The 23,102-nt window shown below is 64.9% G+C and carries 17 protein-coding genes; 11 read left to right on the top strand and 6 right to left on the bottom strand.

What is annotated here, in order from left to right; all coding sequences use genetic code 11:
- Nucleotides 1-73: 73 nt before the first annotated feature.
- Complete coding sequence (locus tag HGK27_RS06425) at nucleotides 74-1,735, bottom strand: TolC family protein (protein ID WP_206239700.1); 1,662 nt, start codon at nucleotides 1,733-1,735, stop codon at nucleotides 74-76.
- A 147-nt stretch (nucleotides 1,736-1,882) separates the two neighbouring features.
- The gene (locus HGK27_RS06430) at nucleotides 1,883-4,672 is read right to left on the bottom strand and encodes a bifunctional diguanylate cyclase/phosphodiesterase (protein WP_206239702.1); all 2,790 of its coding nucleotides are present in this window, start codon (nucleotides 4,670-4,672) and stop codon (nucleotides 1,883-1,885) included.
- Nucleotides 4,673-5,175: 503 nt separating this feature from the next.
- Between HGK27_RS06430 and HGK27_RS06435 the strand changes: the two genes are divergently transcribed.
- Nucleotides 5,176-6,147, top strand: a complete 972-nt coding sequence (locus tag HGK27_RS06435; RefSeq protein WP_206239703.1) for a LysR family transcriptional regulator — start codon at nucleotides 5,176-5,178, stop codon at nucleotides 6,145-6,147.
- A gap of 227 nt (nucleotides 6,148-6,374) precedes the next feature.
- Here the strand turns inward: HGK27_RS06435 and HGK27_RS06440 are convergent, their stop codons facing one another.
- Nucleotides 6,375-7,598 carry a nitrate/nitrite transporter gene (locus tag HGK27_RS06440; RefSeq protein WP_206239705.1) on the bottom strand — a complete coding sequence of 408 codons (1,224 nt, stop codon included), beginning with the start codon at nucleotides 7,596-7,598 and terminating at the stop codon, nucleotides 6,375-6,377.
- 107 nt (nucleotides 7,599-7,705) lie between these two features.
- Between HGK27_RS06440 and HGK27_RS06445 the strand changes: the two genes are divergently transcribed.
- The 7 genes from HGK27_RS06445 (at nucleotide 7,706) to cobA (ending at nucleotide 16,990) form a co-directional block, all read left to right on the top strand.
- A complete protein-coding gene (locus tag HGK27_RS06445; protein ID WP_206239706.1) occupies nucleotides 7,706-9,394 on the top strand; it encodes a bifunctional protein-serine/threonine kinase/phosphatase in 1,689 nt (562 codons plus the stop codon).
- 246 nt (nucleotides 9,395-9,640) lie between these two features.
- Entirely contained in the window at nucleotides 9,641-10,222 is a 582-nt protein-coding gene (locus HGK27_RS06450) for an ANTAR domain-containing response regulator (RefSeq protein WP_206239708.1), read from the top strand.
- Nucleotides 10,219-11,427, top strand: a complete 1,209-nt coding sequence (locus HGK27_RS06455; RefSeq protein WP_206239710.1) for an ABC transporter substrate-binding protein — start codon at nucleotides 10,219-10,221, stop codon at nucleotides 11,425-11,427. The genes HGK27_RS06450 and HGK27_RS06455 overlap by 4 nt, the downstream gene beginning before the upstream one ends.
- A 325-nt stretch (nucleotides 11,428-11,752) precedes the next feature.
- The gene (locus HGK27_RS06460) at nucleotides 11,753-13,066 is read left to right on the top strand and encodes an alginate export family protein (protein WP_206239711.1); all 1,314 of its coding nucleotides are present in this window, start codon (nucleotides 11,753-11,755) and stop codon (nucleotides 13,064-13,066) included.
- 234 nt (nucleotides 13,067-13,300) lie between these two features.
- Entirely contained in the window at nucleotides 13,301-15,796 is a 2,496-nt protein-coding gene (nirB, locus tag HGK27_RS06465) for a nitrite reductase large subunit NirB (protein WP_206239713.1), read from the top strand.
- A complete protein-coding gene (gene nirD / locus HGK27_RS06470) occupies nucleotides 15,793-16,146 on the top strand; it encodes a nitrite reductase small subunit NirD (RefSeq protein ID WP_206239715.1) in 354 nt (117 codons plus the stop codon). Before nirB ends, nirD begins: the two co-directional genes overlap by 4 nt.
- 61 nt (nucleotides 16,147-16,207) lie before the next feature.
- Nucleotides 16,208-16,990 carry a uroporphyrinogen-III C-methyltransferase gene (cobA, locus tag HGK27_RS06475; protein WP_206239717.1) on the top strand — a complete coding sequence of 261 codons (783 nt, stop codon included), beginning with the start codon at nucleotides 16,208-16,210 and terminating at the stop codon, nucleotides 16,988-16,990.
- On the opposite strand, the gene mobA is transcribed toward cobA, so the two are convergent.
- Both mobA and HGK27_RS06485 read right to left on the bottom strand, forming a co-directional pair.
- Nucleotides 16,956-17,510: a molybdenum cofactor guanylyltransferase gene (mobA, locus tag HGK27_RS06480; RefSeq protein WP_206239719.1), complete on the bottom strand. Its 555-nt coding sequence runs from the start codon at nucleotides 17,508-17,510 to the stop codon at nucleotides 16,956-16,958. The genes cobA and mobA overlap by 35 nt on opposite strands.
- 2 nt (nucleotides 17,511-17,512) lie before the next feature.
- Nucleotides 17,513-19,774 carry a lytic transglycosylase domain-containing protein gene (locus HGK27_RS06485; protein ID WP_206239720.1) on the bottom strand — a complete coding sequence of 754 codons (2,262 nt, stop codon included), beginning with the start codon at nucleotides 19,772-19,774 and terminating at the stop codon, nucleotides 17,513-17,515.
- A 110-nt stretch (nucleotides 19,775-19,884) separates the two neighbouring features.
- Here HGK27_RS06485 and dapA point away from each other — a divergent pair, with 110 nt between their 5' ends.
- The gene (gene dapA / locus HGK27_RS06490; RefSeq protein WP_206239722.1) at nucleotides 19,885-20,766 is read left to right on the top strand and encodes a 4-hydroxy-tetrahydrodipicolinate synthase; all 882 of its coding nucleotides are present in this window, start codon (nucleotides 19,885-19,887) and stop codon (nucleotides 20,764-20,766) included.
- A gap of 266 nt (nucleotides 20,767-21,032) precedes the next feature.
- Nucleotides 21,033-21,812 (top strand): outer membrane protein assembly factor BamD, encoded by a 780-nt coding sequence (locus tag HGK27_RS06495; protein WP_206242882.1) that lies wholly within the window; start codon nucleotides 21,033-21,035, stop codon nucleotides 21,810-21,812.
- Nucleotides 21,813-21,890: 78 nt separating this feature from the next.
- On the opposite strand, the gene HGK27_RS06500 is transcribed toward HGK27_RS06495, so the two are convergent.
- Nucleotides 21,891-22,358 (bottom strand): hypothetical protein, encoded by a 468-nt coding sequence (locus tag HGK27_RS06500; RefSeq protein WP_206239724.1) that lies wholly within the window; start codon nucleotides 22,356-22,358, stop codon nucleotides 21,891-21,893.
- Nucleotides 22,359-22,597: 239 nt separating this feature from the next.
- Here HGK27_RS06500 and HGK27_RS06505 point away from each other — a divergent pair, with 239 nt between their 5' ends.
- Nucleotides 22,598-23,074 (top strand): RrF2 family transcriptional regulator, encoded by a 477-nt coding sequence (locus HGK27_RS06505; protein ID WP_068081320.1) that lies wholly within the window; start codon nucleotides 22,598-22,600, stop codon nucleotides 23,072-23,074.
- Nucleotides 23,075-23,102: the final 28 nt, after the last annotated feature.

Below are 23,102 nucleotides of genomic sequence, written 5' to 3' on the forward strand. Positions count from 1 at the left end.
ACTTACCCGGTCAGACCTATTGGGCCGTGAAACGGGGCCTAGCTGATCGCGCAGGGAGCGCGCATGCAAAGGATTAACGATAAAAGTCCCTAGTGTTGGTGGAGGCGAGATTGCCGCTGGATGTGGCGAAAGACGGGGCGTTTGGCGTTGGCGGCGCGCCAGCCGCATCAGGCGTGGAGGCCGCGCTGATGGCGGGCGTTGAGGCAGGCGGTTGCGTGCTTGCCGTGGGCGGTGGCGCCTTGCGATGCAGAGGCGATGCGGGAGCAGAAGGAGCCGGATCAGCCTGATTGCCTGGCGTGGCCGGAAGAATGGCGGGGATGGGGGCGATGGCCTCCGCCGGGGCAGGGGGGCCGCCCATGGCGCGATAGATGTCGATGGTGGCGTTCATGCGGTCACGCCGGGCCTCGATCAGGGCGCGGCGGCTGGCGATTTCATTGGCGCGGGCGTCGGTCACCACATTGATCGGCACCTCGCCTTCCAGATAGGCGGCCTGCGCCACGCGGGCCGAGCGGCCCACCGCATCGATCGAGAGCAGCCACAGTTTTTCGCGCGCCTGCGCCGAGGATTGCGCGGCAAGACCGCTGACAGCCTCACGCAGACCGTTAAGCTGGGTTTTACGATAGGCGGCCAGCGCATCGTCGGTGATGGCGGCGGCCTCCTGATTGCGGGCGGTGATCGCGCCGCCCTGGAACAGCGCGGCAAACAGCGTGCCGCCCGCGCTCGCCAGCGCCGCAAAGCCGCCGCCCGTGGCGATGCCGATCACGCCGCTGGCGCTCAGCTTGACGCTGGGCAGGCGTGAGGCGCGCACCGATTTCTGGTCATAGCGGGCGCCTTCCAGCCGGTCGGCGGCGGCAAGGACATCCGGGCGTCGGGCGAGCAGGTCGCTGGGCTGGACCTCACCCAGCGAAGGCAGGGCCATGCTGTTGAAAGCCTGAGGCGAAAGCTGCATCTGCCCCGGCTCCTGATTGACCAGCACGGCAAGGCTGGCCAGCACCTCCTGCCGGTTCTCCCGCAGCACTTCGAGCTGGGCGAGCAGGCTGGCCTGTTGTTGCACCACCAGGCCGGATTCGAAGGCGCCGGATTCATGCTCGGCGGTGCGGATGGCGATCAGGCGGGCGAGATTGTCGACCATGCCCTTTTGCGTGCTGAGCGTCGCCAGTTCGGCATCGATGGCGGAAATGGCGATATAGGCCCGCGCGATCTCCGAGGAGAGCGAGAGGCGCAGCGCGGCCAGATCCTGCTGGCTGGCCTTGAAGCGCGATCTTTCGCCGCGACGGGCAGCGCGGTTGGCACCGAACAGGTCGAGGTCGTAACCGATGTCGATCTCGGCGCTGGGCAGCAGGCCCGATTGCAGGATGTCGCCCACGACCGTGGTGTTCTTGGTGCCGTTGGCCGAGGCCGAGACATAGGGGAAGAATTTGGAGCTGGCCGCCTTCAGCCGCGCGCGGGCGACGGCGAGGCGGGCCTTGGCACTGGCCATGTCTTGATTGGCGGCGAGGCCTTGCGCGATCAGCGATGACAGTTCGGGCGAGGCGAAACCGGCCCAGAATTCGGCATCGGCGGAGGGCAGGGCAATGAAGCCGGGCTGAGGAGGGCAGTCCTGGGTACAGGGGGGCGGGGTCTTGGCATGTCTGGCCAAGACCGGCTGCGGTGCGGCGCATGCCAGAGCGGTGGCGCCCAGAGCGTAAGCCCAGTGCCCGTTGCGGTGTCTCAAGGTTTGGAAAAAAGAAACCATAAGCGGCTTTTAACCACGAAGCCGATACGATCCGGCAAATGGGCTCTGCGGGGAAATGCTGAGGGGAAATTTCTTAATTAACCGGTCGTTTTCTATTCTTATCCCTGTTTTTTCACGACTTGGCGCATTGGGAGTATTTTCAAGCCTTTACAGACAGGCTTGATCCAGATCGTCATGCAAGGGCAGCTGCATCGGCATGCCGTAATAATAACCCTGCGCCTCATCGCAGCCTTCCTGAGCCAGCAGGGCGACATGCTCGGCGGTTTCCACGCCCTCGGCCAGCACGGGGATGCCCAGATTGCGGCCCAGGCTCGCCACGGCGCGGATGATCATCACCGCCTGATGGCTGGTCGAGGATTGCAGCAGGAACGACTTGTCGATCTTGATCTTGTCGAAGGGGAAGGCATGCAGCGTGTCGAGCGAGGAATAGCCCGTGCCGAAATCATCCATCGCGATGGAGATGCCCAAAGCCTTGATCTGGCGCAGCACATGGAGCGCCCGGGCCTTGTCGGCGATGATCGCGCTTTCGGTGATTTCCAGCACCAGACGCCTTGCGGGCAAGCCGCTGTCGATCAGCACCTGCGCGACATGGCGTACCAGATCGGGCTGCATCAGCTGGATCGCCGAAAGGTTAACCGCGACGGTAAGATCATCGGGCCATGCTGCGGCATCGCTGCAGGCGCGGCGCAGCACCCATTGACCGATGGCGAGGATCTCGCCGGTTTCCTCGGCCACCGGGATGAAGACATCGGGCGAGACCACGCCGAGCTTGCTGTGGTTCCAGCGGATCAGCGCTTCATAGCCGGTGAGGTCGCCGCTCGCGACGCGATGCTGGGGCTGGTAGAGCAAATGGAACTCGTCACGCACGATGGCCATGCGCAGATCGGCGGCGATCTGGCGGCGGGTGCGGGCGGCGCGGTCCATGCCGCTTTCGTAATAGGCGATGTTGCCCGCCACGCTGGCCTTGGCGCGCTGGGCGGCCAGATCGGCGTTGTTGAGCAGCGCCTCGGGCGTTTCGGCATCCATTGGCGCCACCGCAATGCCGAAGCGGGCGGAGAGCACGATGGGGGTTTCCTCACTGTCGAAGGGGCGTTCGAAGCAGGCGGCGAGGCGGGCGACGAAACCGTCGAGATCGCTGTCGCTGGCCAGCGGCTTGCCGGCGGCGAATTCGTCTCCGGCGAGGCGCGCCACCATTTCGCCTTCATGCAGCGCCGCATTGAGGCGGGCGGACAGCTCCATCATCACCCGGTCACCCACCGCCTGCCCGTGCAGGTCGTTGATCTCCTTGAAGCTGTTGAGATCGAAAGCGATCAGCGCGACATGCCGGTCCTGCGCATGGGCGCGGGCCAGTTCGGCCTCCATCCAGTCGCCGAAGCGGGCGCGGTTGGGCAGGTCGGTGAGGGCGTCATGGCTGGCGAGATAGGCGATGTGCGCTTCGGAGCGGCGGCGGTCGGTGATGTCCTCGAAGGTGGCGACAAGGCCGCCATCGGGCAGGGTGCGGCTGACGATGGAGAGCACCAGATTGTCGTCAAATTCGCCGATGGTGGGTTCGGCATCGGCGCTGCGGACGGCTTCGCACATCATGGTGGCCAAGGCGTGCTGATGCTCGCCGCCGTCCATGGCCGAGGGCAGGCGGGCGGCCAGCGCCCGGGTGGCCAGCCGGTCCAGATCGAGGCCCGGCGCCAGATCCTCCTCGCTCATATCCCACATCTGCGCGAAGCGCCGGTTGTGAAGCACCAGACGGTGGCGCGCATCGAGCAGGCACAGGCCAAGATGCATATTGTCCAGCGCGGTGTCGAGCTGGGCGGTCAGCTTGGCGAGCCGGTCCTGATCTTCCTTCAGGCGGGTCATGTCGCGGGTGATCTTGGCAAAGCCGATGGGGCGGCCATCGGCGTCGGCCACCAGCTCCAGCGAGAAATGCGCCCAGAAGGAGGAGCCGTCCTGCCGCTTTCGCCAGCCTTCGCCGGTGTATTTGCCGCTTTCCAGCGCCATGGTCAGGATCTTGGCGGGGTTGCCGCGGGCGCGGTCGGTCGGCGTGTGGAAAATCGAGACATGGCGGCCCACCACCTCGGCCTCACCATAGCCCAGCAGGCGCTCGGCGCCCGCGTTCCAATTGGCGATATGCCCGTCGAGGCTGAGCATATAGATCGCGTAATCGGAAATGCCGCGCGCCAGCAGGGTAAAGTCACGCTCGCTGGCGTGGATGGCCTCGCGGTTGTGGCGGCTGGTGATCAGCACGATCAGGCAATTGGCCACCACGATCAGCGCCGCTCCGGCAATCGCTGCGGCCATGGCCTGACTGGAAAGGATCAGGTCGCTGCTGACGCTCAGGCGTTCCGGTGTCAGGCGGATGGCGGCGACCCCGGTGAAATGCAGCAGCACCACCGCCAGACAGGCCAGCGAGGCCGATTTCAGGCTGCTGCGATAGCCGTGGCCATCGAGGCAGAGGGTCATCGCGGGATAGAGCGGCACGACGGAAAAGATCAGCGATAGAACGACATAATGCCAATCGAGCGTGATACGCATCGGCAGGGCCAGCGCCATCATGCCGACATAATGCATCCCCGAAATGCCCATGCCGACCGCCAGAGCGCCCAGCGCCTGCATGCTGCGCTGCCGATGGCGCAGCGCCAGCAAAAAGCCGAGCCAGGTGGCCGCCGCCGCAAGGCAGAGCGAGGCCAGGGTCGGCCATGGGCGGAAGCCGATGGCGGTGCCCGGCAGATAGCCCAGCATGGCGATGAAATGGGTGGCCCAGATGGTGAAGCCTGCTGTCAGCCCGGCCACCGCAAGCCAGCGGATGGAACGATCGGGATAGGAGTCGCGCGCCTGCCGCATCAGCAGCACGGCGCAGAGCGTTCCGGTCATGCAGACCAGCCCGGCGAGCAGGACCAGGCGATGGTCATGTTGGTCGCGCAGGCACATCCAGAAATAGGTCATAGGCGCCCTGTTGGGGGAGATGCTGCCCGGGGTTCACGGCCCGGGGGCGCGCGAAAAGCCCCGGAAAGTCGAGCTTGCCGTTCTAGCTCGGGGCGGTGAACAGCCTGCTAAGCCTGATATCCGGGGAATGAGGGATGGCCCTTAAAAGGCGCCAGATGGCACGGGCCTTCATGCGTCTGGCGCATAATGGATATGGCGCGCGGACGATGTCAGGTTTTGCTTGCGTTCTGATATTGCGAATCTATATCAATATCTCGCAAGCAGGAGCCGCCCGATGATCTCTTCTTCCCTCCCCGGCATCAGCGCCGGAAAGATTGTCCGGATTGCGGCTCTGTTTCAACCCCTGGACCGGCTTCCCTCGCCGGTCCGTTCCCTTGCTGCGGCTGAGTGGGCCATCGCTCAGCCTCGGTGGGCACCCCAGCTGCTTCCCGCTCCCTCGCCCGGCGCGTCTGGAGCAGCTGCGGGTGCCGCACCCTTCATTCTGATGGCAGGCTGAGGTTTCCATGGCGACGCATCCTCTTTCGAGCCAGGCGCTCTGCGGCACCTCGGGCGGGTTCCATCCCGCCACGGTGGACCTCAATCTGCTGCGCATTCTGGCGGTGGTGCTCAACCGCCGCAACGTGACCGGCGCGGCCGAGCATCTGGGTATGAGCCAGCCCGCCGTCAGCCGCTCGCTGGCACGGCTGCGCAATCTTTTCGGCGATCCGCTGCTGATCCGCGCCAATGGCCGCATGCAGCTGACGCATTACGCCCAATGCATTGCCGAGCCGCTGACATCGTGGTTGGAGGGCGTGTCCTCGCTGGTCAGCGTGGCGCCTTTCGTGCCCGAAACGCTGACGCGGCGCTTCCGCATCGCCACCAGCGACTATGGCGCGCTCACGGTTGTGGGTTCGGCGCTCGGCGCGGTGATGAAGCAGGCCCCGCATGCCGCCATCGATATCCTGCCGCTGTCCCGCGACAGCTATCGTGCTTTGGCGGCAGGCGATGTCGACCTGATCCTGACGGGCGGCGAGGCAGACCCCACGCAGCATCATCAGCGCCAACTCTTCGAGGACGATCTGGTCTGCGTGATGGCGCCCGATCATCCTTGGGCGGCCAGTGCAAAGGCTGCTTCGGGCCGGATGGCGCTGACCGACTATCTCGAATGCCCCCATATCGCTCTGGCCCCGGCGCATGACGGCAAGGATGCGGTGGAAGGGCAGGGCGGCGCCATCGGCAAGGCAAAACGCGTGGTGATGACGCTGCCCTATGCCCATCTGGCGCCTGCCATGCTGACCGGATCGCTGGTGGCCACGGTGCCCCGGCGCCTCGCCATGGAACAGAATTGTGGCCTGTGGCGCATCGTCGAAGCGCCGAAGGAGCTGGGCCACTTCACCTATCGCGCCTTGTGGAGCGAGCGCAGCAGGGGGGATCAGGCGCTGTCATGGCTGATCGATCTGCTGGCACAAACATCGCAAAAGCCTGCCTTGAGTTAAACCTACAAAGCCTGCCTTGAGTTAAAACTATAACGAAAACGAAGCCCGGTGCAGCTGGTGGGTCAGCGCCAAGGGCTTCGTTCCGAGGCATCGGTCCGAATCTGGCTCGGACCGATGCCTCAACCGCCCGGATGCCGTGTCTCCACCATGGCGTCCGGGCCCCTTGGCCGACCTTGGGCTAAGCAACTGGGGGTGTGTGGAGTGGGTCCGCACACCCCTTCTTCTTATCAGATCCGAACGCCCTGAACGGCCGCGCCCCATGTCGTGCGCCAGCGGCGCTTCACGCTGGTCAGCCCCGCCAGAGCCACCAGAGCCAGCGCGGCAAAGATCAGGAAGCCCATCGACTGGGTGCCGGTCAACTGCTTGGCCAGCCCCAGCGAGGAGGCCAGATAGAACCCGCCGACACCGCCGCCGAAGCCAACCAGCCCGGTCATCACGCCGATCTCCTGCCGGAAGCGCTGAGGCACCAGCTGGAACACCGCGCCATTGCCCACGCCCAGCGTGGCCATGGTGGCGAAGAACAGCGGGAACATCACCGGGAAGGCGACGGGCGCAAAAGAGATCACTGCCAGCAGCATCGCCGCCACGGCATAGACCATGCTCAAGGTGCGGATGCCGCCGATACGGTCGGCCAGAGCGCCGCCCAGCGGGCGCACCATCGATCCGGCAAAGACGCAGCTGGCGGTGGCGTAACCGGCGTAGATCGGCGTCAGTCCCAGCTCGGTGGTGTAGAAGATCGGCAGCGAGGAGGAGAGGCCCACAAAGCCGCCGAAGGTCACGCCGTAGAACAGGATGAACCACCAGGCATCGGCCTGAGCCAGCATCCTGAAATAGCCCGCAACGTATTCGCCCAAAGGCTTGGGGGCGGGCTGGTTGGGGCTGTCCTTGGCGAAGATCACGAAGGCGATCAGCACCAGTGTCGCGGGGATGGTGGCCAGCGCCAGCACATCGCTCCAGCCGAAGAGTTTCGCCAGCAGCGGCGCGAAAATGGCGGCGAAGACCGTGCCCGAATTGCCCATGCCGGCAATGCCCATCGCCTTGCCCTGATGCTGGGGCGGATACCAGCGCCCGGCCAGCGGCAGCGCCACCGAGAAGGAGGCCCCGGCAAAGCCCAACACCACGCCCAGCGCGATCAGCCCCTCCATGGTGGTGACGCCCATCCGCCACGCGCCCAGCAGCCCGGTGATGACGATGATCTGGCTGATGATGCCGGTGCGCTTCTGCCCGATGAGGTCGGCCAGAAAGCCGTTGACGAGGCGCAGCACCGCGCCCGCCAGCGTCGGCACGGCAACGACGAAGCCCTTTTGCGCCGGGCTCAGGCCCATCACCTTGGAGAAGATCGGCGCCAGCGGGCCCAGCAGGTTCCACACCATGAAGGCCACATCGAAATAGAGGAAGGCCATGATCAGCGTGGGCCGATGGCCGGATTTCCAGAAAGTGTCGTCAGTCATCGGATGATGCTCCCCCCGGGGCGTGTGAAAGGATGGATGAAACCGGCTTGACGGGCCGGGTGAAGGGCGGTCCCAATCGCGTGCATACGTACACGGGAGGGGTTTGCGTGGTTCAGGACGGCAGATTGTGGGTCGCGGTGGGCTGGGCCAGCGGCCAGGGCCCGCGTGCCGACAATCAGGATTTCGCAGGCGCATGGCTGGGCAGCGAGACCGAGCGGGCGCGCCATGGCATGGTCGCCGCGCTGGCTGATGGCGTCAGTGGCGGGCGGGACGGGCGCGTGGCGGCCGAACTGGCGGTGCGCACGCTGATCGAGGGCTATTACGCCCAGCCGGACACCATCGGCGTGGCCGCGGCGGTGGAGCGGGTGATGACCCCCTACAACCGCTGGCTGGCCGCGATGGGGCGCGGCGACACCATGGCGCATACGGCCACGACTTTTACCGGATTGGTGATGCGTGGCCGCAAGGCGCATGTGCTGCATGTGGGCGACAGCCGGGCGTGGCATCTGCGCGGCGACAATCTGCGCCAGATCACCAGCGACCACACCCATTCGCATCCGGATCGCCGCCATATCCTGCTGCGCGCTCTGGGTCTGGAAGACCAGTTGCGACTGGATCATCATGAGCTTGCGGTGGCCGAGCATGATCGCCTGCTGCTGACCAGCGACGGTGTGCATGGCCTGCTGAACCCGCGTCGCCTGAGTGTTTTGCTGGGTGTGCGCCACTCGGCACAGGCCGATGCCGAGGCGATTGTCGAGGCGGCACTGGCGGCGGGCGGGCAGGACAATGCAACCGCTTTGGTGATCGATGTGGTCAGCCTGCCAGCCGTCAGCCACGATGCCATTGCGGGCGATCTGGCCGCTCTGCCAATCCTGCCGCCTCCGCTTGAGGGCGAGAGCGTCGATGGCTTCGCGCTGGAAAAGCTGCTTTCCGATGGGCGCTACACCCGCTTGTTCCGCGCCCGCGATACGGCGGGTGGGCAGGCGGTGGTTGTGAAGTTCCCCAAGCCTTCTTTGCTCTCTGAAAGCGGGGCGCGAGCGGCTTTTGCGCGCGAGATGCTGGTGGGCAGCCGCGTTGCGAGCCCCTTTGTCGGCGCGGCCTATCCCGTCGCTGCCGAGCGCCAGACCCGGCTCTACGGCGTCCAGCCCTATTACGAGGGGCAGACGCTGGAGCAGCGGCTGGCCCATCCCGTCTCGCTGCGCGAAGGGCTGCGCATCGCCATCGCCCTGACGCGCGGCGTGGCGGCGCTGCATCGCCTCGGCATCATCCACCGTGATATCAAGCCCGAGAATGTGATCCTTGGCGAAGATGGCAGCGTGCGGCTGATCGATCTGGGCGTTGCCCGCCTGCCGCGCGTCGAGGATTTCGCCCATTACGAGATCCCCGGAACGCCCTCCTTCATGGCGCCCGAAATGTTCGGTGGGAACGCTGGCGATGAGGCCACCGACCAGTTCGCTTTGGGCGTCTGCCTGTGGCGTATTTTCGCCGAAAGCTGGCCCTTTGGCGAGGTGGAGGCCTTCAGCCGCCCGCGTTTCCGCCGCCCCGATGCGCCGGGCAAGACCCGCCCCGATCTGCCCGCTTGGGCCGAGGCGGTGCTGATGCGCTGCGTCGCCATCGAGCCGGGCGAGCGTTTCGGCGACGTCGTCGATTTGCTGCGCGCGCTGGAAGGCGGCGCTGCGGTCGAACGCCGCCCGATGCGGCCCCTGCCGCTGATCGAGCGCTATCCGGTGCGCTTCTGGCAGGCGGTCAGCCTTGTGCTGCTGATCGCGCTGGTTGCGTCTCTGGTGCTGAAATAAGATGAACGGCGTACACGACGACATGGGCCAAACTCCCGAAGGAAGGACCGATCCGATGGACCGGCGGCGCCATTGCCGAAGCGATGATGGGAAAGGGGTGAGCCATCAAGGGGGCACCATGGCCGGGCACGTCCTTGCGCCTGACCTTGATCACAAGGATGCCGATTCGCGGCTTTTGATGCAAGTGCGAAATCACGACATGATGACCCATTGCCAAGCGGCGCACCGCGCGCCACCCTCGCACGCATGCGTGTAGCCATCGTCGATGAAAGCGCCGTGCGGGCCTCGGTGATCCGGGAAGGCCTTGCCGCGCTTGAGGATTGCGAGATCTTTGTCGTCACCGAAAGGCGGGGCCTTGTCGCGCGCATGGGCCAGATCGATCCCGACATCGTGCTGATGGATCTGGGCAACCCCAGCCGCGACGTGCTGGAGGAATATTTTGCCGTCAGCCGCGTGCTGGACCGGCCCATTGCCATGTTCGTGGACGAATCGGACGAGGAATCGATCGGCGCCAGCATCGATGCGGGAGTCTCGGCCTATGTGGTCGATGGCTTTGCGCCGCATCGCATCCGCACCATTCTCGATCTGGCGATCCGGCGGTTCCGCGCCTATTCCCGCCTGCAATCCGATCTGGCCGAGGCGCGCGGACGCCTTGCCGAACGCGAGGCTGTCGATGCCGCCAAGCGCATCCTGATGACCAGCCGCCGCATCAGCGAGCCGGAGGCCTATGCCGAATTGCGCAAGACGGCGATGAACCAGGGGCGCCGCATCGCCGAGATCGCCGATGCCGTGGTAACGGCCCACAAGCTGATGGGAGGACAGGCGTGAGCGAAGAATTTTCCATCGGTTTCCTGCCTTTGGTCGATGCGGCCTTGCCGATCCTGGCGCATGAGGAAGGCTTCGCGCAGGCCGAAGGCCTGTCGCTGCGGCTGGTGAAGGATGTCAGCTGGGCGACGGTTCAGGACCGGTTGCTCTATGGGCAGACGGATGCGGCGCATATGGTCGCGCCGCTGGCCATTGCCACCACTTTGGGGCGTGGGCGGCCTGCGCAGCCTTTGTCGGTGCCCTTTGTGCTGGGCTTGAATGGCAATGCCATCACCCTGCGCAGTGATTTGGCGGCGAAGGTCAGCCCGCAGGGGCAGTTGGGCGATCCGGCGCTGGTGGGCGAGGCTCTGCGCGCCGTGGTGCAGGAGCGGGCCGCTGCCGGACAGAAGCTGCGTTTTGGCGTGGTGCATCGCTATTCCAGCCATAATTACATGCTACGCTACTGGCTTGCGGCTTGCGGTATTCGTCCTGACAAGGATGTGGAGATCGCCACAGTGCCGCCGCCTTTCTGCGCCGATGCGCTGGAGGCGGGCGAGGTCGATGGCATTTGCGTGGGCGAGCCATGGAACAGCGTCACGGTCGAGCGTGGGGCAGGGACTATCGTGCTGGCCACGGCACAGATCTGGCGGCGCGGTGTGGAAAAGGTGCTGGCCATGCGCGAACCGGTGCTGGAGGAACGCCGTGCCGAGGTCGAGGCTTTGGTACGGGCGCTGCGCCGTGCTGCGCAGCATTTCGTCGATCCGGCGGCGCTGGGTGAGCATGCGCGCATTCTGGCCCGCCCCGAATATCTCGATGGCAATGCCGAGCTGATCGAACGCGCTCTGGCCGACCGCCTGCTGTTGCATCGTGGCGACGATCTCGTGCATTTCCCTGATTTCATGTTCCAATATCGCGAGGCGGCGAACTTCCCATGGGTCAGTCAGGCGCAGTGGCTCTACAGCCAGATGGCGCGTTGGGAGGGGATGACCGTCACGCAGGAGGATGCTGCCTTGGCGGGCCGGGTGTTCCGTCCGGATGTCTATCGCGCTGCGCTGCTGGGCACTGATGAGCCGCTGCCGGGGGCCAGCTCCAAGGTGGAGGGCAGCCTGACGCAGATCACCGCCGTCTCCACCCAGCAGGGCAATATGATCCTGGAAGATAACCGTTTCTTTGATGGTCGTATCTTCGATCCGCTGGATGTGACGGGCTATGTCGCCGATTTGCCGTAACGGCGTGTTCTAAAAATTAGTCTTCGCGCTCGCAAAAATAGGGTTTGCAAGAAACGCGGCTGATCTCTTAACCTTCTTCGCAGATGCAAGGTGCGGCTCAAGGATGAGCCGCGACGAACCTTCATTCGACAGCAACAATGCGTGGCAAGGACGCCGCCCGATTAACCCCATAAGGGGCTGATCGAGGCGGCTTTTTTGTTTGCGGCGATGATCCGGAAGGCCGGCGGTGAGGGCCGCTTGCCTGAAGGGATTGCTGCGTCCTGCCGCCGCCTGCTGTCGCCACGGAATTGCGCGCCGCTGCGGCGCAAGGGAACAGGGGGCTATCATGGGGACGTTCAAAACCACCCGCACTTTGGCACTGGCCGCAATGGCCGCGCCGCTGGTCTGGGCCGCGCCTGCACTGGCCGATGGCGCGGCGGCCACGCCCAAATTTGGTGATCCGATCGCCATCGGCGATGACGTCACCTTCGATCCCATGCTGGATATGCGGCTGCGCTGGGAGGATGTCGACGCCACCAGCAAGAGTGCTGATGCCGTCACCCTGCGCACCCGCGCCGGTTTTGAGATCAAGGACGCCTCCACCCATCTGGGTTTTCTGGCCGAGGCGGTGGGCACGCTGGCCTTCGATAAGGGCTACAATGCCTTCCCCTATGCGGTGCTGAACAACAACCAGTATCGCCCCTCGCTGGCTACCATCGCTGATCCGCAGACTTTGGGCCTCAACCGCGTGCAAATCCAGTATGCCACCAAGGCTTTGACCCTGACCGTGGGCCGACAGCGCATCAACCTCGATGATCAGCGCTTTGTCGGCTCGGTGGGCTGGCGGCAGAATGAGCAGGTCTTCGATGCCGCCCGCGCGCAGGTCCATCAGGGCGTGTTCGATCTGGACGCGACCTATGCCATCCAGCAGCACTCGATCTATGGCGCCTATGGCAATCCGCGCGACTATTATTCGGGCAAATTCATCTTCGTGAATGGCGGGGTGAAGGATGGGCCGATCTCGCTGAAGGGCTTTGCCTATCTGCTCGATTACGACAAGACCGGCTTTATCAACCTGCCCACCACGCGCGGTCAGCTCGACAGCTCGCAGACCTATGGCATGCGTTTTGCCACGCTGCTGCCGCTGGCCAAGACGGTCTCGCTGGGGCTGACGGGAAGCTATGCCCGCCAGTCGAATTATGGCAACAACACGCGCGGTTACGGGGTGAACTACTTCCTCGGCGATGCCGCACTGACGGTCCATAACCAGACCGCCAATGTGGGGTACGAGCTGATGGGCGCCGATGCCAATGCGGTGGGCGGCACATGGTCGATGCAGACGCCGATGGCCACGCTTCACAAATTCGATGGCTGGGCCGATATCTTCCTGACCACACCCAACAATGGCCTTGGCGACACCTATGTGGGCCTCTCGGGCAAGTTCCCCAAGGTGAAGGTTCTGCCGGGGCTCAACTATGCCGTCAGCTACCACTGGTTTGGCAGCGACTTGGGCAATGTGAAATTCGGCAATGAGGTTGATGCCTCGGTTGGCCTGAAGACGGGCAGGGTGGCCTGGCTGGTCAAATATGCCAGCTATGTCGCCAGGGGCTTCGGCACCGACACGAAGAAGTTCTGGCTGGAGGCCGATTTCGGCTTCTGAAACGAAGGCTTCATCCCGTTTGCGCTGCGCTGCAAAAAAGTGGCTTGGCGAAAGCGGGGTGAAGCGGTAATTTGCTTCAACACCATCTGATCTCGCCGCCCAAAGAGGGGCGATTCGCCGGGATCGGGTGTTTATTCACTTCATTTGCGTGGCAACGTCGCCGCCTCGGTCCAGCCTTATGGCTTGGGTTCGTGGCGGCTTTTTGCGTTGGCGCGTTGTTCGGGGAGCTAAGCCATGACCGCCCTTCATCCCATCCCGACCGGCCGGCCCGAAAAGCTTGTGGTCATCGGCAACGGCATGGCCGGCTGCCGCGCCGTCGAGGAGATTCTCGCGCGCGATTCCAAGCGCTACAAGGTAACGATCTTCGGCGCCGAGCCCCGGGTCAATTACAACCGCATCATGCTTTCCCCGGTGCTTGCGGGCGAGAAAGCCTTTGACGACATCGTCATCAACAGCGCCGACTGGTACACGGACAACGCCATCACCCTGATCTCGGGCGATCCGGTGGTTTCGATCGATCGCGCCAAACAGACCGTCACCGCCCAATCGGGCCGCACCGAGCCTTATGACCGCCTGCTGATCGCCACCGGCTCCGATCCCTTTATCATCCCCGTGCCGGGCAAGGATCTGCCGGGCGTCGTCACCTTCCGCGACCTTGATGACGTGGACAAGATGCTGGCCGCTGCCGAAAAGGGCGGCCATGCGGTGGTGATCGGTGGCGGTCTGCTCGGGCTGGAGGCGGCCCATGGCCTCGCCCTGCGCGGCATGGATGTGACGGTGCTGCATCTGATGCCCACGCTGATGGAGCGCCAACTCGATGAGGCTGCGGGCTGGCTGCTCAAAAGCGAGCTGGAGCGCCGTGGCCAGACGATCCTGACCGGTGCCGACACCGCCGCGATCCTCGAAAAGGATGGCCATGTTGCGGGCGTCCGCCTGAAGGACGGCAAGGACATCCCCGCCGACATCGTGGTGATGGCCGTCGGCATCCGCCCTTCGACCGGTTTGGCCAGACTGGCCGGGCTGGAGGTGGAGCGCGGCATTCTGGTCGATGACCATATGCTCACCAGCGATCCGGCGATCATGGCTGTGGGCGAATGCGTGCAGCATCGCGGCCAATGCTACGGCCTTGTCGCGCCGCTTTGGGAGATGTGCCGTAGTCTTGCCGATGCTGCCACCGGTGCGCCCAGCGGTTACGAAGGTTCGGTCACCTCCACCAAGCTCAAGGTTTCCGGGATCGATCTGTTCTCGGCGGGTGATTTCAGCGGCGGCGAGGACTGCGAGGATATCGTGATGCGCGATGCCTCACGCGGGCTCTACAAGCGGGTGATCGTCAAGGAGAACAGGCTGGTCGGCGCGGTGCTGTATGGCGATACCGCCGACGGCAACTGGTACTTCGACCTGCTCAAGCGCGGCGAGGATGTGTCCGACATCCGCGAGGCGCTGATCTTCGGCCAGGCCTTCGCGATGGGCGGCGGCGCATCCAACGATCCGCATGCAGCTGTGGCGGCGCTCTCCGACGATGCCGAGATCTGCGGCTGCAACGGTGTCACCAAGGGCATGGTGGTCTCCACCATCAACGGCGGGGCCTGCTCGCTCGATGCGGTGCGCAGCCAGTGCAAGGCCTCGGCCTCCTGTGGCAGCTGCACCGGGCTGGTGGAAGGCCTGCTGGCCATCGCGCTGGGCGATGAGGTGAAGGCGGGCCCCAAGACGCTCTGCAAATGCACCAAGTTCAGCCATGACGATGTGCGCCGCCTGATCCTCGAAAAGGAGCTGAAGGCCATCCCGCAGGTCATGCAGGAACTGCACTGGACCACGCCTGATGGCTGCGCCTCCTGCCGCCCCGCGCTCAACTATTATCTGCTGTGCGCCTGGCCGGGCGTCTATGTCGACGATCAGCGCAGCCGCTTCGTCAATGAGCGCATGCATGCCAACATCCAGAAGGACGGCACCTATTCGGTCGTCCCGCGCATGTGGGGCGGGGTGACCACCCCCAACGAATTGCGCGCCATCGCCGACGCCGCCGACAAATATGGCGCCCGCATGGTGAAGGTGACGGGCGGCCAGCGCCTCGATCTCTTCGGCATCAGCAAGGAGGATCTGCCCGACATCTGGGCCGATCTGAACGCTGCCGGGATGGTTTCGGGCCATGCCTATGGCAAATCGCTGCGCACGGTGAAGACCTGCGTTGGCTCGGAATGGTGCCGCTTCGGCACGCAGGATTCCACCGGTCTGGGCATCAAGACCGAGCAGATGACATGGGGCAGCTGGATGCCTCACAAGTTCAAGATCGCCGTCAGCGGCTGCCCGCGCAACTGCGCCGAGGCGACGATCAAGGACTTCGGCGTAATCTGCGTGGACAGCGGCTATGAGCTGCATGTCGGCGGCAATGGCGGCATCCATCTGCGCGGCACCGATCTGCTGTGCAAGGTGGCCACCGAGCAGGAGGCGCTGGATGTCTGCGCCGCCTTCATCCAGCTCTACCGCGAGCAGGCCTGGTATCTGGAGCGCACTGCGCCCTGGATCGAGCGCGTCGGCCTCGATCATGTGAAGGCCGGGCTTTTCGATGATCCCGAGGCGGTGCAGCACCTCGCCGCCCGCTTCCGCTACTCGCAGAGCTTTATGCAGGACGACCCATGGGCCCGCCGCGCCAAGGGCGAGGATGCCGAATTGCACCAGCATCTGGCGGAGTTCCGTCCCTTTCCCACAATGATCAAGGAGGCAGCGGAATGATCGGTGATTGGCTCGATATCGGTCCGGTGACGCAAATCAGCCCCGGCAATGCCCGCACCTTGCCAGTGCAGGGCGGCGAGGAGATCGCCATCTTCCACACGATGGGTGGCGAGTTCTTCGCGCTGGTCAACAAATGCCCGCACAAGCATGGGCCGCTTTCGCAAGGCATCGTCCATGGCACGGTGGTGACCTGCCCGCTGCACAGCTGGAACATCAGCCTCAAGACCGGCCATGCGCTGGGTGACGACAAGGGCTGCGTGCCGACGGTGCCGCTGAAGGTCGATGCCGGGCGCCTCTATCTGCTGCGCGAGGCGGTGATCGGCGCCATGGCGCCCGAGCGCGCCGCCTGATCGAAAAACCTGCATACGCAAGGCGCCTTTGCCGCTATCATGACAGCCATGGAGACCAGCCATGAATGATGACTTTCCCGCCGGCATGGTCTGGCTGGTCGGCGCGGGGCCGGGCGATGCCGAACTGCTCACCCGCAAGGCCGAAAGGCTGATCCGCGCCGCCGATGTGATCTTTTATGACGCTCTGGTCGGCGCGGGCGTGCTGGCGCTGGCCCGCGCGGAAACGCGGCTGGTCGGCGTCGGCAAGCGCTCGGGCCGCCACAGCAAGGCGCAGGAGAGCATCAACGATCTGCTGCTGGAAGCGGCGCAGCAGGGCCTGAAGGTGGTGCGGCTGAAAGGCGGCGACCCCTCGATCTTTGGCCGCAGTGCCGAGGAGATGGACCACCTTGCTGCCCATGGCGTGCCCTTGCGGGTTTGCCCCGGCGTCACCACGGCCAGCGCGGCCTCGGCGAGTGGGCAGGCTTCGCTCACCCTGCGCGGCGCGGCGCGGGGAATCACCTTTGTGACCGCCCATCTGAAGGCTGGCGAACCACTCAAGCTGGATTGGGAAGCTCTGGCCCGCCCGCATGCCACGCTGGGCATCTATATGGGCCGCGCGGCGGCGGGTGAGATTGCTCGCCAACTGATCGCCGCCGGGCGTGATCCCGAAACGCCAGTGATGGTGGCGGTCAATGTCTCGCGCCCGGATGAAAGGCTGATCCGGGGCAAGCTGTCGGCGCTGTCCTTCCTTGTCGCCACGATCAGCGATGATGATCCCACTCTGCTGCTGATCGGCGAGGCTGTGGCTCCGCGCGGGCAGGGTCGTTTCGTCAGCGTGGAAGAGGTCTTGAAGGCCGAGCGTTAACCAGCGCATCCAGATCGCCGGGCCGGTTGATGTTGGGCAGCACCAGATCGGGCATGGTGACGATCCGGGGCTTCACCCGCTCGATCCAGCCATAGATCGAATGTTTGCTGGTTTCGGCCAGATGCTTGTCCAGCGCTTCGGCCAGATGCGCAGGCCACCATGCGGCCAATGGCTGGCCCTCCAGCACCGCCGCGCCTTCACCGATCAGCGCATGGGCCAGAGCGGGCGGAAAGCTGGGCATATCGCAGCCGGTGACCAGCACGCCCTCGAAACCGCCAGCTTTGGCCTCATGCAGCGCGGCGTTCAGCCCGCCCAGAGGGCCCATGTCGGGCGCGGGGCGGTCTGGCAGCACGCGGGCGCTGGGATGGGGATGGCCGCAGACCACAACCTCTTCGCAAAAGGGCGCCAGAGCGGCCCGCGCATGGTCGAGCAGGCTTACGCCCTCCAGCAGCGCCTGTGCCTTGTCGCTGCCGAAACGGGATGAGCGCCCGCCCGCCAGCACCGCCCCTAGCGCGCGCATGCTCAGTTGGCGCCCGGCGGAATCTGCTGCACCACCGGCTGCGAGACAAAGCCATCGGCGGGCGCGCTGTCCACCGGGGCCGGAGGCAGGGCGGTGACGGGCATGGGCGCGGGCACCTTGATAAAGTGGCTGAGCGGCGTGCTGCCCCGGCTGATCTTGGCGCGGGACGGGTTCATCGCCTCATAGACCACGGCGTTTTCCAGCACATGCTGGACGTAACCGCGCGTCTCGCTGAAGGGGATTTTCTCGATCCAGTCGACCCAATTGTCGGTCGAGCCGCCGCGCGGATCGCCGCGCGCCGCGATCCATTTGCGCACATTGCCGCCGCCCGCATTGTAGGCGGCGATCGCCAGCGGATAGGAGCCGTTGAAGCCCGCCAGCACGCGGGCGAAATAGGCATCGCCCAGCTGCAGATTGGCCTGCGGATCGCTGCTGAGCGTCGAGGGGCTGTAGGCGATGCCCAGCTTGCGTGCCTGATCGGCGGCAGTGGCGGGCATCAGCTGCATCAGGCCCCGCGCGCCGGTGCGGCTGATGGCATATTGGCTGAACTGGCTTTCCTGCCGCGTGATGGCATGGTCGATGGTCCAGTTGGCCCCGGCGGGCACCGGCATCAGCGGGAAGGCCATGGCGCGGAAGCCCGGAATATCGAGGTTCTCCGCTGCTTGGCCGCCGATCACGCCCAGATCGCGGCGGCCGATGCTGTGGGCGAAATCCTCCAGCAGCACGAAATCCTGTTCGGTCCTGGCCTGGTCGGCCAGTTCGCGGAAGAATTTGATGGCCGTCGTCCAGTCGGTGTCGCGGGCCAGTTCGCGCGCGGCCTGAGCGATGGGGCGCGCGGCAAAGGCGGCGCGGGCGCGGGCGTCGGGCGTCGGGTGGCGCGGATCGCTCAGCGGCGGCAGGGGCAGGCCGAGGCGTTCGAGCGAGAGCATGCCGTGATACTCATCGGCAAAGGCCGAGGCGGACTGGAAATAGTTGCGCGCCTGAGCCGATTGCCCGGCCTTTTCCAGCGCGCGACCGGCCCAATAATAGCCTTTGGCGCGCGTCTGGGGCGTGCGTGCGGCTCCAGCATAGCGGGCGAAGAGTGTCGAGGCCGACATGTAATCATTTTGAGTCCACATCGCCTGAGAGGCACCCAGCCACATCAGCGAGGTGTAATCGTCACGCACGCCAAAGGCCTGACGCGAGATATCGGTGCCCGGAGCAAAGCCGTTCTGGGCATTCAGCGCGACATTGATCGCCGTGCGCGGATCGGCGGCGCGGGCGGCCATCAGGTTGGACTGCACCCAGCGGCGGGCGTCCAGCGCGGGCCGTATCGGCGTGGGGCGCTGCGCATACATGCTGGCGGCTTCATAGCTGCGGCTCTGGCGGAAGAGCATGCGGGCGCGGTCGACCAGATAGCCGGGGTCAGACAGCATCTCGGCGCTGGGCGGCGGCACGACAGGGGCGGGCGGCGGAGGCGGCGGGGCGTAGGAGGATGTCGGCACCGGCGTGGTGAACAGTCCGGGGTTGGCAGCGCGGGTCGCGGCCTCCATCGCGGCGGCATCGTCGGAGGGCTGAACGCTGCCATTGGGTGCGTCGCTGCCGCCATTGGCGCTCTGGATGGCAAGGCGCGCCTGAGCCACGGATTGCAGCGCCGCGCTGGCATAGGGCAGCACGCGCTGGGCTTGAGAGCGGTTGCCGTCCCACAGCACGGCGTCGAGGCGGGCGTTCTGATCGTCCTGCGTGAAGCTGCTGCCCCAGCGCTGCTGGATTGCGCTTTCCGCCGTGTCGGCCATGGTGCCGCCGCGCCACGCCGCGCGGGCGACCTGCGCGGCCTCGGGGCGGCCGACCTGCGCCAATGCCAGAGCATATTGCGCGCGGGCCGGGTTGGTCAGTGGCGGGAAGCGGTCGAAGAAGGCGACAAGGCGCCCGGCATCCACCGGATAGAGCGCGAGCGACTTTTCCGCATTCATCCGCATGCGGGTTTCATCGGGCAGACCGGGCCATGCCAGCAGGAAGCTGGCATAGGCATCAAAGCCCGCCGAGTCGGTGCCGACCAGCTGGCGCCAGCGGCTGATCGCCGGGCCGATGCTGCCCGGCGCGGTGCTGAGCAACTGGGCGCGGGCACGGTCCCATTCGGACCCGTCCTGACACTGCGCGGGGGCGGCCATGCAGACCAGCACGGTCAGCGAAAGCGCGGCAATCTGGCGGCGCAGGCGTGCTGCCTTCGCGCGCGGAGAGGGGGAAGCCATGACAGGAGCGGGGGCGAAGGAAGGGGTGGACATATGGGGCAATGGCTCCCTATCAGGCTGGCAAATGATCGTAACGGCGCTGGCCGGGTGGATGCTGGAACGGCAGGCGCCTTCAGGCTGGGGCATAATCAGGGATAATGTCCATGTTCTCCGGTTCCATTCCCGCTCTGGTGACGCCTTTCAGCGACGGAGCGTTTGACGAGGCCGCCTTTCGCCGCCTTGTGGACTGGCAGATCGAGAACGGTTCGTCGGCCCTCGTTCCATGCGGCACCACGGGGGAAAATTCCACCCTTTCCAACGCTGAGCACCATCGGGTCATCGAACTCTGCGTGGAGCAGGCGGCGGGCCGGGTTCCGGTGATCGCGGGCTGCGGTTCCAACGACACGCAGAATGCGCTTCTCCACATGAATTTTTCCAAGAAGAGCGGGGCCAGTGCCGCCCTTCTGGTCGCGCCTTATTACAATCGTCCGAGCCAGGCGGGTCTGATCGCGCATTTTTCCTATCTGGCCGAGCATAACGACCTGCCGATCGTGCTTTACAATGTGCCCGCGCGCACGGTGACGGACATCAAGCCGGAGACGGTGATCGAGCTGGCGCGCCGCTATCCCGAGAAGATCGTGGCGATCAAGGATGCCAGCGGCGATCTTAGCCGCGTGACGGACCACCGCATGGGCATCGGCAAGGACTTCTGCCAGCTTTCGGGCGATGATGAGCTGGCGCTGCCTTTCTTCGCGGCGGGCGGCGTGGGCTGCATCTCGGTGACGGCCAATGTGGCGCCCGCTTTGTGCGCTCAGTTCCAGGCGGCTTGCGCCGCTGGCGATCTGGCCGAGGCGCGCCGGTTGAACGACATTCTCTATCCGCTGCATTATGCGATGTTCGAGGATGCCTCGCCGGGTCCGGTGAAGTATGCGCTGTCGCGCGTGCATCCCTGGTTCAAGGAAGAGCTGCGCCTGCCGCTGGTGGAAGCCAGCGCCGAGGCGAAGAAGGCCGTGGATGAGGCACTGGAACACGCCGGCCTGATCTGACCCGAACAGGTGGAGAGGTGGCGCGCAACGACCGTGCGCCACCGCCTTTTCGCCGGAAGACATTATGGGAGCGCGAGGGGGTAACCCCCTCGCATGTTGCCTTTTTCTCCCTTCCCCATCCTTGCCCTCAAGAAAAAGACAAAAAGTGGCGCAACCGGGGCAGGGCACTCACGCCTTTCACTTGGCGTTCAGCCAAGGGCTGGTTATAGGCGCTGGTCATGGATCATGCATCGCCTCGCGTTTCGCCCTTTGCTTCCCTGTCGCCGATGCGGGCGCTTGCTCTGGCCGGTTGTGCCATGGCGGTTGCTCTGACGGCGGGTTGTGCCGGGAAGGGCGGCAAGGCGAAGGACACCGCCTATGTCGCGCGCGATGTCGATTCGCTCTATCTGGCGGCCAAGAAGAAGCTGGATGATGGCGACGCCAAGGTGGCGGGCGCGCTGTTCGACGAGGTCGAGCGTCAGCACCCCTATTCGCCCTGGGCCCGCCGCGCGCAGCTGATGAGCGCCTTCTCCTATTACAGCGGCAAGGACTACACCAAGGCGATCCAGGCCGCTCAGCGCTTTCTCTCGATCCATCCGGGCAACAAGGATGCGGGCTACGCCTATTATCTGATCGCCCTGTGCTATTACGAGCAGATCCAGGACGTGACGCGCGACCAGAAGATCACGCTTCAGGCGCTGAGCGCCATGAACGATGTGGTGCGCCGCTATCCTGACACGCGCTATGCTGTGGACGCCCGCCTGAAGATCGACCTGATCAACGACCACCTTGCGGGCAAGGAAATGGACATCGGCCGTTTCTATGAGCGTGCCGGTCGCTGGCTGGCCGCCGATATCCGCTTCCGCAATGTGGTGGATCACTATGGCAACACCAGCCATGCTTCCGAGGCGCTGTTCCGTCTGGTGGAGAGCAATCTCTCGATCGGCCTGCCCGATGAGGCGCAGAAGTATGCCGCCGTGCTGGGCGCCAACTATCCGGGCAGCGAGTGGTATGAAAAGGCCTATGCGCTGATGAACAAGTATGATCCGGGCCTGAAGGTCAGCTAAGGACCTTCGAGGTGTGATGGCATGAAAAAGGCCCCGCGAGCATTGCTTGCGGGGCCTTTTTGCTGGGCTGCCGATGGCTTATTTCTCGGCGGGTTTTTCGCCGCCCTTATCCTTGCCGTCCCTGCCGCAGAGCATATCGCGCTTGTGGCCGAAATCGATCCGCTCGAAGATCGCCTTGTCGCTGGGCGTGCCGGTGAAGATCGATCCGAAGAAATGGTTCATCGCATCGCCGCGCTGGGCGACATAGCCGCGAAACAGGCCGTTCACCAAAGCGCTGCGCACGGTGACGCCATCACGTTCCAGCAGCACGGGGCCATTGCCGGTCACCTGCGGGTGATTGCCGTTGTAGATGCTCCACCAGTCATCCTCCGGGCCGAGCGGGCCGGAAAAGCGCAGCACTTCGAAATCGGGGCCGGGATCGACAGTGGCGCTTTCTCCGGGTGACAGCGTGACCCAGGACAAACCTGCGCAGACCCCGCCGTCGTGCGTGGGGGCTTTGGTGGGGCCATCGGCCATCAGGGCGAGAGCCATCAGAAGGGGGAGCATGACGGTTATCCTTGATTGCCATCCTTGTGCCATGTCTGGCTGGCGGCGTCCATCAGCTTAACCCGGGCCTGCGGTGAGGTGTTTTTTCGCGCCATAATGCCCCGCATTGATCGATTGCTTCGATCATTCGCCCGCCAATGTCAAAAATCTAGCGCCGAGGTTGACATTTCCCGCCAAGAGGCGCTTCAAGTGATGAAGAGGCTCGCGCGTGTCGACCTCCCCCCGGCTGACCAGATTCCATGCTCTCGCAAAAAACCCGCTATACGATCCGTGCGCTCCAGCATCTGGCTGATCGCTATCGTCAAGGGCCGATCCGGCTCGACGATATCGCGCAGACCCAGAACATTCCGCGCAAATTCCTCACCGTCATTCTTTCGGAGATGGTGCGTGAGGGGGTGGTGATCTCGCATCGCGGGCGTGAGGGTGGTTATGAGCTGGCTCTGCCGCCCTGCGATGTGCGCTATGGCGACATCATCCGCCTGACGCGCGGCTCGCTGGCGCTGGTGCCCTGCGCCAGCCGCTATGCCCATGAACATTGCACCAACTGCCTGCCCGAAGCTGAATGCCGGCTGCGCGGGGTGATGCTGGCGCTGCGCGACGAAATGGCCGCCATGCTCGACCGGCTGACGCTGGCCGACCCCATCGAGGTGGAGGCGCCCTTCGAGCAATCGCCTGATCTGCCGCGCCCCTCGCGCGTCAATAAGGGGTTGCGCTGAGCTGTAGGTGATTGTTTTTTAACGATGC

The organism is Novosphingobium terrae, assembly GCF_017163935.1.
In the GTDB taxonomy this organism is placed as follows: Bacteria; Pseudomonadota; Alphaproteobacteria; order Sphingomonadales; family Sphingomonadaceae; genus Novosphingobium; species Novosphingobium terrae.

Bases quoted from the DNA above. Each gene is read 5' to 3' on its own strand.
- HGK27_RS06425 (WP_206239700.1), bottom strand. From the start codon at position 1,735: ATGGTTTCTTTTTTCCAAACCTTGAGACACCGCAACGGGCACTGGGCT.
- HGK27_RS06430 (WP_206239702.1), bottom strand. From the start codon at position 4,672: ATGACCTATTTCTGGATGTGCCTGCGCGACCAACATGACCATCGCCTG.
- HGK27_RS06435 (WP_206239703.1), top strand. From the start codon at position 5,176: ATGGCGACGCATCCTCTTTCGAGCCAGGCGCTCTGCGGCACCTCGGGC.
- HGK27_RS06440 (WP_206239705.1), bottom strand. From the start codon at position 7,598: ATGACTGACGACACTTTCTGGAAATCCGGCCATCGGCCCACGCTGATC.
- HGK27_RS06450 (WP_206239708.1), top strand. From the start codon at position 9,641: ATGCGTGTAGCCATCGTCGATGAAAGCGCCGTGCGGGCCTCGGTGATC.
- HGK27_RS06460 (WP_206239711.1), top strand. From the start codon at position 11,753: ATGGGGACGTTCAAAACCACCCGCACTTTGGCACTGGCCGCAATGGCC.
- nirB (WP_206239713.1), top strand. From the start codon at position 13,301: ATGACCGCCCTTCATCCCATCCCGACCGGCCGGCCCGAAAAGCTTGTG.
- nirD (WP_206239715.1), top strand. From the start codon at position 15,793: ATGATCGGTGATTGGCTCGATATCGGTCCGGTGACGCAAATCAGCCCC.
- cobA (WP_206239717.1), top strand. From the start codon at position 16,208: ATGAATGATGACTTTCCCGCCGGCATGGTCTGGCTGGTCGGCGCGGGG.
- mobA (WP_206239719.1), bottom strand. From the start codon at position 17,510: ATGCGCGCGCTAGGGGCGGTGCTGGCGGGCGGGCGCTCATCCCGTTTC.
- HGK27_RS06485 (WP_206239720.1), bottom strand. From the start codon at position 19,774: ATGTCCACCCCTTCCTTCGCCCCCGCTCCTGTCATGGCTTCCCCCTCT.
- dapA (WP_206239722.1), top strand. From the start codon at position 19,885: ATGTTCTCCGGTTCCATTCCCGCTCTGGTGACGCCTTTCAGCGACGGA.
- HGK27_RS06495 (WP_206242882.1), top strand. From the start codon at position 21,033: ATGCGGGCGCTTGCTCTGGCCGGTTGTGCCATGGCGGTTGCTCTGACG.
- HGK27_RS06500 (WP_206239724.1), bottom strand. From the start codon at position 22,358: ATGCTCCCCCTTCTGATGGCTCTCGCCCTGATGGCCGATGGCCCCACC.
- HGK27_RS06505 (WP_068081320.1), top strand. From the start codon at position 22,598: ATGCTCTCGCAAAAAACCCGCTATACGATCCGTGCGCTCCAGCATCTG.